The 14,515-nt window shown below is 74.1% G+C and carries 12 protein-coding genes; 1 reads left to right on the forward strand and 11 read right to left on the reverse strand.

What is annotated here, in order from left to right; all coding sequences use genetic code 11:
* Positions 1 to 281: 281 nt before the first annotated feature.
* On the forward strand, positions 282 to 533 hold the full coding sequence (locus tag IEW03_RS18175) for a hypothetical protein (RefSeq protein ID WP_188525131.1): 252 nt from the start codon (positions 282 to 284) through the stop codon (positions 531 to 533).
* Between the two features lie 43 nt (positions 534 to 576).
* Here IEW03_RS18175 and IEW03_RS18180 read toward each other — a convergent pair whose 3' ends face one another.
* The 11 genes from IEW03_RS18180 to IEW03_RS18230 form a co-directional block, all read right to left on the reverse strand.
* Positions 577 to 1,383 carry a hypothetical protein gene (locus tag IEW03_RS18180; protein ID WP_188525132.1) on the reverse strand — a complete coding sequence of 269 codons (807 nt, stop codon included), beginning with the start codon at positions 1,381 to 1,383 and terminating at the stop codon, positions 577 to 579.
* Positions 1,380 to 2,066 carry a hypothetical protein gene (locus IEW03_RS18185; RefSeq protein ID WP_188525133.1) on the reverse strand — a complete coding sequence of 229 codons (687 nt, stop codon included), beginning with the start codon at positions 2,064 to 2,066 and terminating at the stop codon, positions 1,380 to 1,382. The genes IEW03_RS18180 and IEW03_RS18185 overlap by 4 nt, the downstream gene beginning before the upstream one ends.
* Positions 2,063 to 2,731, reverse strand: coding sequence for a hypothetical protein (locus IEW03_RS18190; RefSeq protein WP_188525134.1), 669 nt, complete (start codon positions 2,729 to 2,731; stop codon positions 2,063 to 2,065). Before IEW03_RS18190 ends, IEW03_RS18185 begins: the two co-directional genes overlap by 4 nt.
* A gap of 82 nt (positions 2,732 to 2,813) precedes the next feature.
* Positions 2,814 to 4,253 (reverse strand): hypothetical protein, encoded by a 1,440-nt coding sequence (locus IEW03_RS18195; protein WP_188525135.1) that lies wholly within the window; start codon positions 4,251 to 4,253, stop codon positions 2,814 to 2,816.
* A gap of 14 nt (positions 4,254 to 4,267) precedes the next feature.
* Complete coding sequence (locus IEW03_RS18200) at positions 4,268 to 4,573, reverse strand: DUF6317 family protein (protein WP_188525136.1); 306 nt, start codon at positions 4,571 to 4,573, stop codon at positions 4,268 to 4,270.
* 134 nt (positions 4,574 to 4,707) lie between these two features.
* Positions 4,708 to 9,180, reverse strand: a complete 4,473-nt coding sequence (locus tag IEW03_RS18205; protein ID WP_188525137.1) for a type VII secretion EssC family protein — start codon at positions 9,178 to 9,180, stop codon at positions 4,708 to 4,710.
* 77 nt (positions 9,181 to 9,257) lie between these two features.
* Positions 9,258 to 9,521, reverse strand: coding sequence for a hypothetical protein (locus tag IEW03_RS18210; RefSeq protein ID WP_188525138.1), 264 nt, complete (start codon positions 9,519 to 9,521; stop codon positions 9,258 to 9,260).
* A complete protein-coding gene (locus tag IEW03_RS18215; RefSeq protein WP_188525139.1) occupies positions 9,518 to 10,252 on the reverse strand; it encodes a hypothetical protein in 735 nt (244 codons plus the stop codon). Before IEW03_RS18215 ends, IEW03_RS18210 begins: the two co-directional genes overlap by 4 nt.
* On the reverse strand, positions 10,252 to 11,874 hold the full coding sequence (locus tag IEW03_RS18220; RefSeq protein WP_188525140.1) for a serine/threonine-protein kinase: 1,623 nt from the start codon (positions 11,872 to 11,874) through the stop codon (positions 10,252 to 10,254). Before IEW03_RS18220 ends, IEW03_RS18215 begins: the two co-directional genes overlap by 1 nt.
* Before the next feature lie 4 nt (positions 11,875 to 11,878).
* Complete coding sequence (locus tag IEW03_RS18225) at positions 11,879 to 13,678, reverse strand: FHA domain-containing protein (RefSeq protein ID WP_188525141.1); 1,800 nt, start codon at positions 13,676 to 13,678, stop codon at positions 11,879 to 11,881.
* Entirely contained in the window at positions 13,675 to 14,511 is an 837-nt protein-coding gene (locus tag IEW03_RS18230; protein ID WP_188525142.1) for a PP2C family protein-serine/threonine phosphatase, read from the reverse strand. Before IEW03_RS18230 ends, IEW03_RS18225 begins: the two co-directional genes overlap by 4 nt.
* Positions 14,512 to 14,515 lie beyond the last annotated feature (4 nt).

A 14,515-nucleotide genomic window follows, 5' to 3' on the forward strand; every position in this document is an offset into this window, starting at 1 on the left:
GAAAGCTCCTCAGCTCATCAGTGGTTCGGCCGGCCCCCTACGGCCGATCCGTCGTCCGCGACGACCCTAGCGGGCGCCCCGAGCACTCGTCGATGGGGAGTCCTCCCCATCCGCCGTGATACGTGATCCCGACGACGGGCTCCCAGGAGCCTGGGCCAGGCCGGCGGGGACAGCGAGGGATGCGACGCGCGACGTCCGCTGCGTCGTTCGACGAACTCCCGTAGTGTGCGGGCGTCATCGCCCACGAAGCCCGCTGCCGGGCCGAACGAGGAGAACCACCGATGCCCACGCCCCGGAACGGGTCGAGCCCGGCCCGCAGGAAGAAGATCGAGACCCCGGTCCTGGCCGCCACGCTCGTGTGCCTCGTCCTCGCGGGCGTCGGCGCCGTCGCCGGGTTCGAGGTCCTCGGCGGTCTCGGCCCCGTCCCGGTCCTCATCGTCCTGATCGTGCTGGTGTTCGCCGTCGGGGCCGTGATGACGGTCCGACGGATCACCGCCCTCCGGTCGCCGGCTCCCGGCCCGTCGAAGGACTGAGCAGTCCCGCCGGACGGGACGACAGCAGTCGCCCCGCGTCGCCTCAGCGGCCGGACGAACGCCGGAGCCTCGCGTCCCGACGGGCGGTCAGCTCGGCCCGCCGCGCCTTGCGCTCGCTCGGGCTCAGGTCGGTGACCGACCCGCGCTCGGTGGTCGCCGGCTCGCCGTCGAACCGGCGTCGCCACGCACGGCGACCGAGCACGACGCTCCAGGCGACGAGCGCAGCGGCCACGACCAGCAGCACCACCCGCGCGCCCGCGGGGACGTCGCGCGCCAGGCCCACGAGCGCGAGCAGCCACCCTCCCCCGGCAGGGAGCATCGCCAGGAACATGTGTCCGTCCGGCAGCCAGCCGGACACGTAGAACCGCATGAGGAACCGCGTGACCGCGGACTCCCGGACCGGCTGGAGCGACAGCGCGACCCCGCCGACGGTCGGCAGGCCGATCGTCCGACCCCGGCCCACCCGCGTGGTCCTCGACAGCCGTTCCTGCGCGAACCCCGGGCTCAGCGAGCGCCCCACATAGACGTAGGAGAGCAACGCCAGGGGCCAGCTCGCCGCCGGCAGGTACCACAGGACCCCTGGCCCCCACAGCACCACGACCAGGGGGATCACCAGCAGGAACGCGACCATCTCGGACGGCTGCTCGACGAGGCCCGCCCAGATCCCGCCCAGCTCCATGGTCCCGTCGACGGCGACGAACACGAGGATCCCCGGCCCGAGCCCGAGGACGACGAGCGCGATCACGGTCCAGACGAGGCCGACCAGGAGATACCCGAACGGTCGCAGGACGCGCGCGGCCGTCCCCGGCGGGCGCGGCGTGTCGTCGGCCTTCGCGGGCGCGGAGGTCACATCGCCGCCCGCGCCGGCCCTGCCGCGGGGTCGCCCGCCCCGGGGGCGGCGTCCGCGACCGCCTGCTGCCCCTCCTGCTCCTCGCCGTCCTGCTCCATGAACGTGATCGAGTCGAGGATCTCGTCGAAGAGCGTCGCGAAGGGCTCGGCAGACGGGATGCCCGGGACGTTCACCCGCGCCATCAGGAGCCTCGACCCGTCCGGATAGGGGATGTGGTACTCGAGGCGCATGGTCAGCACGTCGTCACCCTCGCCCGTGCTCCCCTGGGTCATCTCCACCACCCGCGCGACGGGGCCGTTGCGCTGGGGCTCGACCTCACCCGTCGGGAATCCGGCGCGCAACGCCGCCGCGCCGTCACCGGCGGCGCGGGCCTCCGCGGACGCCGCGGGCCACTCCTCGTCCATCGCCAGGATCACCGCGGGGAACGGGACTCCCGGGAGCAGCTCGAGGGACATCAGGTACGTGTGGACGCCCGCCGACATCGCCGCCCGGACGTTCCCCACGACCTCCTGGGTGGCCTCGCGGCGCGCGCGGGCCAGGCGGTCCGCCTTGCCGACCTGACGCCGGACGAGGCGCCGCACGTGCTCGACCGCGGTCTCCTCGTCGTCCAGCGGGATGTTGGCCCAGGTCCCCGGCAGGACGATCCGCATCCTGCCCTCACGGAACCGCACGCTGCGTGTCATGCTGCCTCCAGCTCGACGGTCAGGCCTGCGAGCAGGTCGACGACCGCCTGCGGCATGTCGTCGAACACCGAGACCCCGTTGGCGATCACCGTCACCTCGAGCATGTCCGGGCTGTCGGGCGGAAAGACGCCCAGCGCGACCCGCTCCTCCAGGTGCGCGACACCGTCACCGAGGTCGGGGTCGAGGTGACCGATCATCAGGTGGGCCCCGCGGACGTCGCCCGCCGGCACCGTCGCGTCGAGGGACTGGGCGTAGACGTAGGGCGGGTCGTCCGACTCCGCGACGAGCCGATCGAGGTCCGCGGCGAACGCGTCCGCCGACAGCCCCGCCTGCGCGACGACCGTCAGCATGGCGTCGACGTCACCCGACGACGGCTGCCGCACGAGGAACGCGACCGCGAGCGCGACGATCCCGCTGGCCGACGCGGACTGCGCCACGTCCGCGATCCGCGCGGCGAGGGCCTCGACCGGGTCGGCACCCGGCTCGCCGGCCTCGTCCAGTCCGGGCACCGCGACGGCGTGCTCCGTGCCACCACCCCGGGCGTCCGGGGGCACGAGGGCGTCCGCGGTCTCGCGGGCCCACGCCTCGACGTCGTCCAGGCCGTCCGGAACGAGGAGCCATCCCTCGTCCAGGCTCAGCTCGTACCCGGCCACCCTGCGTGTCACGTCGGTCTCCTTGGTTGAGGCTGCGGACCGCGACCATCCTAGGTGCGCCCCGCGAGGGCCCGGCTCCGCGCCGGGCCGCCGGTCAGCCGGGGTTGGGCACCCCGCCGGCCAGGCTGAGGCCGTTGCCGATGATGTTGCCGTACGGCCCGCCGAGGCCGGACGTCCCCAGGCTGACGGCCGGGCTCGACGCGTCGCCGAAGTCGCCGACCCCCAGCTCGCCCGCGAGCGAGACGCTGTTCCGCACGCCGTTGAACACCGTGATGCCGTGCCCGCCGACGGCGGCGATCGCCGACGTCCCCGCGGTGACACCGTCGATGACCATCGTGCCGTTGATGCCGGGGAGCCGGTTGTCGGCCATGTTCATGAACTTGAACATGTCGGTCACGTCGTCGTTGCCGAAGATCGTGCGCATGCCGGTGCCCGTGAACGGGTTCGGGAACATGGTCTTGAGCCCCTGTCCCACGTTCCCGCCGCGGAACAGGCCGGCGACCTGCTTGTCGGTCGCCGAGCGGATGAACGGCGACTTGAGGACCTCGGTGACCCGCTGGCCGTTCGTCTGCGCGAACACCTTGCGCGTGCTCTTGAGGGTGGCGGTGCCGAAGACGCTCTTGGCGTTCTTGGGCGACATGCGCGACGCCGTCTGCACGACCGTGCGCGCCTTGCTGTACTTCGCGAGCACGCTGATCGCCTTGCCGCCGAAGAGGGTGAGCGCGGCCAGTCCCGCTGCGCCGAGCACGCCCCACCAGGAGCCCTGGCCCCTGGCGGCCTTGAAGACCGCGTCCACGACCGCCAGGATCGCGCCCACCGCGGCGAGCACCAGCAGGATCTGACCGAGGATGGGGACCCACGACAGGAAGATCGCCAGGATGCCGGCGATGTCGCAGATGACCTTGACGACCTTGTAGATGCTGTCCCAGACCTCGCCGGCCTTGTCCCAGAAGCCGTCCTCGAGCCCGTGGACCTTGTCGCCGGACACGACCTCGTCGATCTTGTTCTTGGCGGTGGTCGCGGCGCCGTCCTTGTCGCCCTTCGCCTCGGTCCAGCGGCCCTGCCAGTGGCTCAGGCTCGACTCGAGGCTCGACACGCGTGAGTTGGCCGACGTCAGCGTGCTGTTCGCGCTGTCGGCGTCGCCCTCCGGAGCATCCTTCGGCAGGTCGTCGACGTCGGACTGGGCGTTGCTCGCCGTGGTGCGCGCGGACGCCAGGTCGTCCTCGAGGGACGCGATCTGGTTCGCCGCGGTCTCCGACTCGGAGATCGCCGTGTCCAGGGCCGACGCGTAGTCCACGAGGGCGTCACCGGTGTACCGGTACCGCTCGGTGGCCTTGGAGATGTCCTCCTTGACATCAGAGGCCAGGGACTTCGTCTCGTCCATCGACTCCGCGGTGGTGCTCGCGTCGTCGACGATGGCGTCGAGGGTCGTCGTGGCGCGCTCGATGGCGTCGGCGATCTCCTGGTACTTGTGGCCCTTGCTGCGGACGAGGTCGGCGTTCCCGTCCAGCTTCTGCCACTGCGTGTCACCCATGACGATGAATCCCCCTACTTCGCCTTCTCGGCGGCGTCTTCGAGCGCCTTCGCGAGCTCGGTGTCGACCTCGGTGAACGTGTCCGCGATCTGCTGGACGATGCCCTGCAGCTTCTTGACGTTGCCGGTCATCTCTTCGCGCTTGATCCGCCACTTGTCCGCGAAGTCGTTGACCTTGCCGGCCAGCTCGTCGTGGCCGGTCGCGTCCGCGGCGTCCTCCGCGCGGCCGTCGGCGCCCTCGAACTCGTCCTGGATCGTCTTCAGATCCTTGGCAAGAGTGCGCAGCTCTTCCATGTCGATGGACAGGTCGTACCCGGCCACAGCTCCCCCTCGTCCTCACACAGCTCGTCGTCTCGTCGCCGGGCAGCACCGTAGCCGAGGGCGACCGTGCCGGTCGATGGGGAGGACTCCCCATCGACCGGCACCGGTGCGGCCCGCCGGCTCAGTCCTCCGGCTCAGTCCTCCAGGACCAGGGGCAGCTGGACCCGGCGGTGCTTGCCCCGCGCGATCCACGCGCCCCGGCCGACGGGGAACTCGCCCTTGCCGGCGCGCGGCAGGGACGTCTTGAGGATCGTGTCGCCGTCGAGGTTCTCCGGCTGCAGGATGAGCCCGCGACGGCCGTTCTTCACCTCGCCGAGCAGCGGCCAGGTCGCGCCCCACCCGGCCGTCTCCGCCTCGGCCACGAGCAGGTGGTCGCTGTTGCGGATCGCCTTCGTGAGGTCCTGGATCGGCTTGTCCGCGGGCGACTGCAGGTACTCGTTGATGCCCTCGATGACGACCACGATGCCCGGCTCCACGTCCTCGTCCTGCACGGCGGCGAGCAGGTCGGTGGCGAGTGCCTTGACCTTCTCGACCCCGGTCGCGACGTCGGTCCAGGGCAGCTTGTCCGCGATGGCCGAGCGGCCCTGCGCGAACAGGTAGAGCCGCGCGTCGGGGTTCGCGCGCCGCACGGCCCGCGAGATCGCGACGAGCGCGTTGCTGCGGCCCGACCCGGGCGGGCCGGCCACGACCATCGTGCCGGACGGGTCGAAACCGACCGCGTCCAGCGTGATCCCGTCCAGGCCGAGCACCGGCTGGCCCTCGAGGTGGTCCGGCAGCTCCCGGGCGCCGTACTCCGTGGGCAGCACCTGCACCTCGGGCGCGGGGCGCACCCCCGCGGACAGCATGGACTGGCCGAGCTTCTCGGTCGCCGCGGCCTGTGCGGACACCGAGGTGGTGCCGCCGATGACGGCGACCTGCACCTCGAGCCCGTCGAGGATCGCGCGCCCGTTCGGCGAGTCGGGCGTGATGATGTCGCGCGGCGCGTTGAACGCCAGGTACCCGTCGTCGGTCATCCGCAGCAGCAGGTTGCGCTGCACCATCGAGCGCACGTACGTCGGCACGGCGCCGGAGCGGTCGGCGGTGAAGATCACGTGGATCCCCAGCGCGCGGCCGTCGCTCAGGATGTCGCGGAAGACGTCGAACCACTCGGCCCGGCCCGCGCCGACCTCGAAGTCGTCCCGGAAGCCCGGGAACCCGTCGACCAGCAGCAGGATGCGCGGCACGCCGGCGCGGCCGGTGAGCTGGCGGTACTCCGTGACGCTGGAGGCGGAGACGGCGGCGAACGCCTCCCCGCGGCGCTGCAGCTCCTCGCGCAGCATCCGCATCAGCCCCACGACGCGCTCGACGTCGTCCCCGCGCGCGATCGTGCCCACGTGCGGCAGGGCGGACAGCATCCGCAGCGCGCCGGCCGCGAAGTCCAGGCCGTACACGTGCACGGGGCCGCCGCGCGGGGTGATGCCCGCCGCCGCGGCGATGGTGCGCAGGGCCGTGCTCTTGCCCGCGCCGCCCGTGCCGTACACGCCGAGGTGCCCGTCGGTGTCGGGGTTGAAGTACAGCGGGCGCTGCGCCTGCTGCTCCGGGATGTCCGCGACGCCGACGAGCAGCTCGGTGTCGGTGCGCTGGTGCAGCCGGGTGAGGTCGTAGGCGTCGGCCATGGAGTCCAGCCACGGGCGGCGCGGCACCGGCAGCCGGCCGGCCTCGAACGCCGCCGTGATCCGGGCCACGAGGCGCTGCTGGTCGTTGGGGCCGAGGTCCACGTCCTCGTCGACCGACGCCGCCGGGTCGACCGGCTCCTCCCACTTCTCCTCGCGGCCGAAGTGCAGCCCGGCGACCTCGATCGCGGTGTTCTCCGGTGCGCGGGTGCTCCAGGCGCCCGCGTACCCGGACTGGAAGGCCTGCAGCCGGCCGGGGCCCGTCTTCACGACGCCGCGGCCCGGGATCGCCGGGTCGATGTGCGCGGCGTCCTTGATGTCGACGACGTCGCTGGAGTCGGACTCGTCCGCCATCCGCAGCGCGACGCGCAGGTTGGTGTTGGCGCGCAGGTTGTCCTTGATGACGCCGGCCGGGCGCTGGGTGGCCATGATCAGGTGGATGCCCAGCGAGCGGCCGCGCTGCGCGACGTCGACGACGCCGTCGACGAACTCCGGCACGTCGCCCACGAGGGCGGCGAACTCGTCGATGACGATGACGAGCGCCGGCGGGGTCTCCGGGTCGCCGCGCTTCTCCAGCTCGAGCAGGTCCTTGACCTTCTTGCGGTTGAACAGGTGCTCGCGGTGGTGCAGCTCGGCGCGCAGCGACGTCAGCGCACGCAGCACCAGGTGCTGCGACAGGTCGGTGACCAGGCCGACGCAGTGCGGGAGCTGGACGCAGTCCGCGAACGCGGAGCCGCCCTTGTAGTCGACGAAGAGGAACGTCACGCGGTCGGGGCTGTACTCCGCCGCCATGGCGAGCACCCACGCCTGCAGGAACTCCGACTTGCCGGCACCCGTCGTGCCACCCACCAGGGCGTGCGGGCCCTGGCTGCGCAGGTCGAGGTGCTGGGCGTCGAGGCCCGCCGAGCCGACGATCGCGCGCAGCGTCCCCGCCCGCTTGCGGGGCACCGGGTTGACGCGGTCGTAGACCGACAGGTTCTGCCGCCACCGCTCGAGCACCGCGGAGTGGTCCTCGAACAGGTCGTGGCCCAGCAGCGCCGGCATCGTCACGGAGCGCGGCAGGTCCGAGGAGTCGGCGATGATCGCGCCCGCGTCGAACACCGGGGCGAGGCGGCGCCCGTAGTCCAGCGCCGTCGTCGCGTCGATCTCCTCCAGCTCGAGGTCGTCCACCCAGCGCCCGAGGCGCACCATGCCGACGCGTGGGCCGTGCTCCCCCAGGTCGACGAACGTGCGGCACGCCGCCGGCAGGTACGCCGTGTCGGCGGAGATCCACAGCGGGAAGACGCCGGCGTCCGGGCCGTTCTCCGCGAGCTGCACCAGGCGGGCCCGCTCGACGTCGATGTCGTCCGAGATGATCACGACGACCGCGGGGACGGGGGACTTCGTGCCCGTCTCCGCCTTCTTGCCGCCCACCTCGGCGCCCCGCTCGAGGGCGGCGTCGTCCTCGTCGATCGCCCCGCGGCGCTGCGCACCGCCGCGCTGGGCCTTGAGGCGCGTCGTGACGAGCTCCTCGAGCTCCGCCACGAGCCGTGCCGCGCCGCTCGCGGAGTCGGCGAGGTGGTGCCCCTCGACCGGGCTCTGCGGGGACGACGTGTGCGGGATCCAGGTGAGCCACTGCAGGTGCTTCGTCCAAACGGGGCTGACCATGCCCGTGACCACCAGCTCGGACGGCGAGTGCAGGCCCGTGAGCTGCAGGAGCGTCGCGTTGAGGCTGCCCGCGACCTTCCCGGGCGGCCCGGCGAACCCGAGCGCGCCGGCGTCGTACAGGTTCTCGACCACGGGCACGCCCGAGACGGTCGAGTGCTTGTCGATCACGGCGTCCAGGCGCTCCTGGTACTCCTTGATGAGCTGGCCCTTGCCGGCCGCCTTGACCGTGTTGCGCGACGGCATCGTGCCGATGCCGAACCGCACGTTGAGGAAGCTCCAGTGCTCGGGGCGCCGGGTCCACAGCATCGGCCCGTGGCGCATCGCCTCGGCGAACACGTGCGGCGTCGCGGGCGCCTCGCGCAGGCGGACGGAGCGCTCCGTCTCCTCCTCCCCGGACAGGGCGTCGCGCAGCGCGTCGAGCCGCTCCTCGAAGCGGGCGATGTCGCGCTCCTTGCGCTTGCGGTTCTGCATGTTCCGGGTGAGGAAGTTGCCGACCAGCATGATCGGCGACAGCAGGATGAACATCAGCCCCATGGGCCCGCGGCCCATCGCGAGCATGAACCCGCCCATGAGCACCGGCGCCAGCAGGGCGAGGAACGGGAACGGCTGCGGCTCGGTCTCGCTGGGCACGTCGGGCGACTCGAACTCCTCGCCCGAGTAGCGCGCCTCGACGCGCGGCGAGCGGGTGAACGGCACCGGCCCGGCCTTGGGCGCGACCCCCGTGAGCGTCTGCGGCTTGCGCCGCTCGATCGTCATCACCGTGTCGCCCACCGTCACGCGCTGGCTGCCCTCGACGCGCAGCCGCTGCACGTGGTCGCCGTCGACCAGGAGCCCGTTCGCGGAACCGAGGTCGACGACGTCGACGACGTCCGACACGTCCAGCCGCAGGTGCCGCTTGGACACCAGCGGGTCGTTCAGCACGACGTCGCACCCGGCGGCACGGCCGAGCACCCAGCTGCCCTCCGGCAGGTCGATGCTGCTGCCGTCGACGAAGCGGAGCGTGGCGCGCACGTCGTGCGAGCCGGGGTAGTCGAAGCCCGGCCGGTCGAGGTCGACCATCGCGACCTCGGCCCCCGAGCCGATCCACGCCTCGCCGAGCGCGGCGTCGGCGGGCAGCCGCACGGGCCGGTCCTGGCCGGGGAGCCTGGCCTCGAGCGTCCGCGGGCCGCCGCCCGGGGCCCCCGGGCCGGCCGGGTCCACGCGCGTGAGCGTGGCGGCGACCTCGCCGATGGTCGCGCCGGCGTCCGCCGTGATGACGACGTCGTCGTGCGTGGTGTCGGGGCGCCGGAGCGTCACCTTGACGCGCATCGCTCTCCTCGGTTCGTTCCGTCGGGTTCAGGTGGTGGGGCCGGCCGGTCGGGCCGGCGGGCGGGTGGCGGAGCGGGTCAGTGGCCCCCGCCGCGGCGCGAGAACGCCCCGACGAGTGCCGTGACCCCGGCCCCGAGCGCCGCGCTCAGGCCGACGATCCGCCAGGTCACGGGGTCGGTCAGCCCGCGGCCGACCGCCCGCCAGTAGTCGAGCGGGTCGCCCGTGCCGACGCCGTCGCGCAGCAGGCCCACGGCCATGACGATCACGAACGCGATCGCCGCGGCCGCGACCGCCACGACCACGGTGAGCTGCCACAGCGTGGGGCGCTGCCGGCGGCTCATGCGGGGCTCCCCGCGCCCGGGTCGGGGGCGGCGTCGTCCGTGACGTCGGCGTCGAGCAGCGGCAGGTCCTCCGCCGTGACGAGGCGCGACGCGACGGCGTACTCGACCAGCCGCGCCCGCCGGTTGGTGGCCAGGCCGTTGCCGGACCCGCCGCGCAACCCCTTGACGCCCACCCGGTCGAGCTTCTCGCACACGTTGTCGAGCTTGCGGTTGAACCGCGTCGTCGTCCAGCCGAGCCGGGCGGCGGCCTCCGCCGACGACGGGATCTCGGACAGCCCCGTCCCGTCCCGGCGCAGCATCGGCTCGCACAGGGCGACGACGAGCTGCCGCTGGCTGACGGTGAACGGGATCATGCCGATCGTGGTGGCGCCGCTGTCGGGCTCCTCGGAGCGGATCTCCGCGTACGGGGCGGGGCTGAGCCGGGCCAGCAGCTCGTAGGTGGTGGGCCCGGCCGTGAAGACGATGGACGTGGACGGGAACACGATCGGCAGCGAGTTGCCCGGCGAGAGCCAGGACTGCACCCCGCCGGCCGCGTCGCAGACCGTCGCCGACAGCCGCGCGCCCGTGTTGCCCAGCCACCACAGCCCGGCGGAATGGGTGATCTGCAGGAACCGCCGGTGCAGGTACGGGTTGTCGTCGAGCGCGAGGTCGCCCTCGCGCCCGATCTCGAAGACCCCGGCCGGGTCGGGCCGGAACCACTCGCCCGCGAACTCCACCGCCAGATCGCTCATCAGACGCACGCCGCCTTCGGTTCGATGGAGAACGCGCCGGAGCGCACGACCACGACCTCGACGCAGGTCTCGCCGCCCTTGGCCCGCGGGACCGTGACCGTGGTCTGAGAGACCTGCTGGTAGTGCGCCTCGGTGAGCGCCTGCGGCTCGCGCCAGCCGTACGTGTCGCCGTCCTGCGGGTCGGGGTTGGTCCAGGTGAAGACCACCTTGTCGCCCTTCGCCGTGCCCTGCAGCTCGGTCACGGCGGGCACCAGCCCGCCGAGGTTGTCGGTCGGCGGCTCGGGGTCGCCGCCGCCGCCGGTCACGGCGGACGGGGCGGTGCCGCCCGGGTCCTCGGCGCCGTCGTCCGGCCCCAGGGTGAGCACGAGGACGACCGCGAGCACCACCAGGGCGACCACGCCGACGACGAGACCCACCACCAGCCCTCGCCGGGACGGCGCCTCCGGCTGCGGCGGCGCCGCGGCCGGGGCCTCGGCCGGCGCGGGCGCCGCCGGCGCCATCGACCGGTGCACGGTGTCGCCCAGGTCGTCCTCGACGGCGAGCGTGCCCGTCGTCGACGTCGCCACCGGCGCCGCGGCCACCGGCCCCGCGGCGCGTGCCGGGGCGCCGCCCGCGCCGCCGGCGCCGGCCAGGCCCGCACCGCGGGCCGCGGGACCGCGGGGGTCGACCGACACGACCTCGCGCAGCCGGGTGCCGACCTCGTCCTCGTCGCCGCCGTCCTCGGGCTCGCCCTCGTCGCGCAGGTGACCCTGGTCGTCGAGCAGGTCGATGGGCGTGACCGCGAACGACAGCTCGGTCTGCACGGCCTGCAGCGCCCGCGCGAACGCCAGCGCCGTCGGGTACCGCGACGCCGGGTTCTTCGCCATCGCGGTGCTGAGCACCCGCTCCAGCGAGGCGGGCACGTCCTGCCGCCCCGTCGGCTGCAGCGGGGCCGACTCGATCCGCGCGACCAGGTCCGCGCTCGAGTTCGACCCGCCCGGCACCTCGAACGGCGTCCGCGACGCGAGCAGCGAGTAGGTCGTGGCGGCCAGGCCCCACACGTCGGTCGCGACGCCGGTGGTCGGCGGCTCCGCGAACGACTCCGGCGGCGACCACGGGATCGACATGCCCTCGGCGCGGCCGGCGTCGTCGAGCGTGGAGGAGATGCCGAAGTCCGTGAGCGCCGGGTGCCCGTACTCCGTCACGAGGATGTTCGCGGGCTTGACGTCGCGGTGCAGGATCCCGGCCCGGTGGGCGGTCTCCACCGCGCCGGCGACCTGCACGGCCACGCGCAGCACGTCGGGCACGCTCATCCGCTCGCTGCGGTACCGCGCCCCCATGTTGGGGCGCGAGCAGAACTCCATGGCCAGGTACGGGCGCCCGTCGGCCGCGACGTCCGCCTCGTACATGGTGACGATCGACGGGTGCGTCGACAGGGTCGCCATGAGGTCGGCCTCGGCGTCGAACGCCTCGCGCTGCCCCTCGCCCGTCCACTCGTGCAGCAGGACCTTGACGGCCACCCGGCGACGGGGCCGGCGCTGCTGGTACAGGAAGACGTCCGAGAAGCCTCCCGACCCGATGATGGAGACGTACTCGAAGCCGTCGATCTCCGGCGGCGGTGACGGTGGTCGCTTGCGGCTCATGCTTTCAGAGGATCCCTTCGAACGTCAGCGTCACGCCGTCCCCGAGGTCGACCACGTCCTGGGAGACGACCAGCACCGGCTCGCCCGGGTGCAGGCGCAGCGGCGCCTGCCCGGAACGCAGGAGCGTGGTGCCGTTCGTCGTGCTCATGTCGCTGACCAGCACGTGCCAGCCCTCGAGACGGATCTCGACGTGGGAGCGGGAGATGTCCTGCTCCGGGCTGGGCACGGTGATCAGGCGGGGCAGGTCGTCGCCCGCGGACCGCGGCGACCGCGGCTTGCGCCCGATGACGACGGGCCGGTCGAGCGTCACGCGCGGGCCGCTGGAGACGGCCATCGTGCCCAGCGTGGGGCGCGGCACCTGCCGGGCCTCCCCCACGAGGGCCTGCCCGCAGGTGGCGCAGTCGTCGCGCTGCGGCGGGTTCGGGTGCCCGGAGGTGCACGAGCGCGCGAGGATCATCGGCCGGCCCGGCAGCGGGGCGGCGGCGAACGACGGGCCCGGGGGCGCCGCCGCGGGCTGCGTCCCGGGGGCGCCCGGCCCCGCGGGCGCGCCGACCGGCACCGGGGCGGGCTGCACGTCGGCCGGCCCCGGGTCCGCCGTCACCGCCCGCAGGTCGGCGATCGCCGAGGACATCACCGTGCTGCCGTCGATGTCGTCGTCCGCCTGGGCTGGAGCCGACGGGGCGGCAGCGTCGGGGGCGGGCGTGCCCGGCGCGGCCGGTCCGGCGGTGCCCGAGCCGGGCTCCGCCGGCTCGGCGACGGTGGCCTCCGCCGGCCGGTCGTCGCCGGCCGCCGGCGGCGCCGGGACGGGGCCCGGCTCCGGGGCAGGCGACGGCGCGGCGTCGGCCGGACCCGCGGGCCCGGGGGCCTCCCCGTCCTCGTCCTCGTTCTCCGGCTCCGGGCGCACCGCGGCGGCCTCGACGGCGCGGTGCACCGTCGAGCCCCACAGGTGGCCGTAGCCGGTGGTCTCGTCCACCGGGGCCTCGGGCGCCACGACAGCGGGGTCGGCAGCAGGGTCGGCGGCGTCCTGCCCGTCCGCGCCGCGCGCGGCCAGCGGTCCCCCGGTCGCGACGGGTGCGGGCACGTCGTCGGGCGCGGCGTCCTCGGCGTCACCCGCGGGCCGGGGCACGTCGGCGCCGGTGACCGTCAGGCTCGGCACCATCGTCGCCTCGGGGGCGATCGTCGCCTCCGGCGCCGACGCCGGCACGGACCCGACGAGGTCGACGGGCTCGGCACGGTCGGAGCCCGCGGCGGAGCCCGCGGCAGGCTCGGCCGCGGCAGGCGCGGGGTCCGACTCCCACGGCTCGAGGGCGGGCACCGCGCGCGGCGCCGCGGCGGCCGGCGCCGCGTCGTGCGTCAGGCGCACGCCGACGGACGAGACGAGGACGACGCCCGCGTCCAGCGGCAGCGCCCGCTCGTCGAGCAGGTCCTCCGCCGACTCGGTGACGCCGACCTGCACGGCGAGGTCCACGACGTCGGAGAACGTGCGCTCCGCCCACGTGGTCACGCCCTCGCCGGACACGTGGTCACGCCCGTCCGGGCGCGCCACCGTCACGGACGTCGCCCCGCGGGACGCGACCTGCACGCGGCGGCCGTCGGCCACCGCGATCGCGAACGGCGGCAGCGAGGCCAGGCTCGCGCCGAACGACCCGGTGAGCACCTCCAGCACCGGGACCACCCCGGCCTGCTCCCCGAGGACGGTCCACAGCTCCTCGACCAGCTCCGGGGTCACCTTCTCCGGCAGCACGACCACGGCGCCTCCCCGCACCACGGCGTACGCCGGCCCGATCACATACCGCGACGTCACGACATCGTCCCCTTCCACGGCGACCGCCGGGGCACCGTGTCCTCGTCGTCCTCGTGGCGACCTCGCCCGTCCCGGGGGGCCGTGCTCTCCAGGGCACCCGTCAGCCCTGTGGCGTCCACCACGATGACCGTGATGTTATCCCGACCACCGGCGACGAGTGCCTCGCGCACCAGTCTGTCGGCCGCCACCTGCGGGTCCGGCTCCGTGAGCAGCAGGTGCTCGATGCGCTCGTCGGCCAGCTCCCCGGTCAGCCCGTCCGAGCACACCATCAGCCGGTCGCCCGTGTGCACGGGCAGGAGCCAGAAGTCGCCGTCCGGGTCCTCCGGGGCGCCGAGCGCGCGCGTCACGACGTGCCGGCGGGGGTGCGTGGCCGCCTGCGCGCGGGTGATCTGCCCGGCGTCGACGAGCTCCTGCACCTCGGAGTGGTCGACGCTGACCTGCTCGAGCTCGCCGTCGGCCAGCCGGTAGGTCCGCGAGTCGCCGAGGTTCACCACGAGCCAGTACGGCTCGCCGCCCTGCTCGGTGAGGACGACGCCGGTGAGGGTCGTCCCCGCGCCGCGGCCGGGCGCGGTCTCGATCGCCCGGACGGCGTCGTGCGCCTGCCGCAGCCGGCAGCGCACCGCGTCCGCGCCGATGACGTCCGACCCGACGAGCGGGCGCAGCGCCTCGACGGCGGCCGCGCTGGCCACCTCGCCGGCGTCGTGGCCGCCCATCCCGTCGGCGACGAAGAAGACGGAGCCGCTCGCCAGGTAGGAGTCCTCGTTGAGCGTGCGGCGTGCCCCCTGGTGCGTCGACGCACCCCAGAGCAGCCCGAGGCTCACCTCGACGCTCATGCCG

It is taken from the genome of Isoptericola cucumis, from assembly GCF_014635665.1.
Lineage (GTDB): Bacteria > Actinomycetota > Actinomycetes > Actinomycetales > Cellulomonadaceae > Isoptericola > Isoptericola cucumis.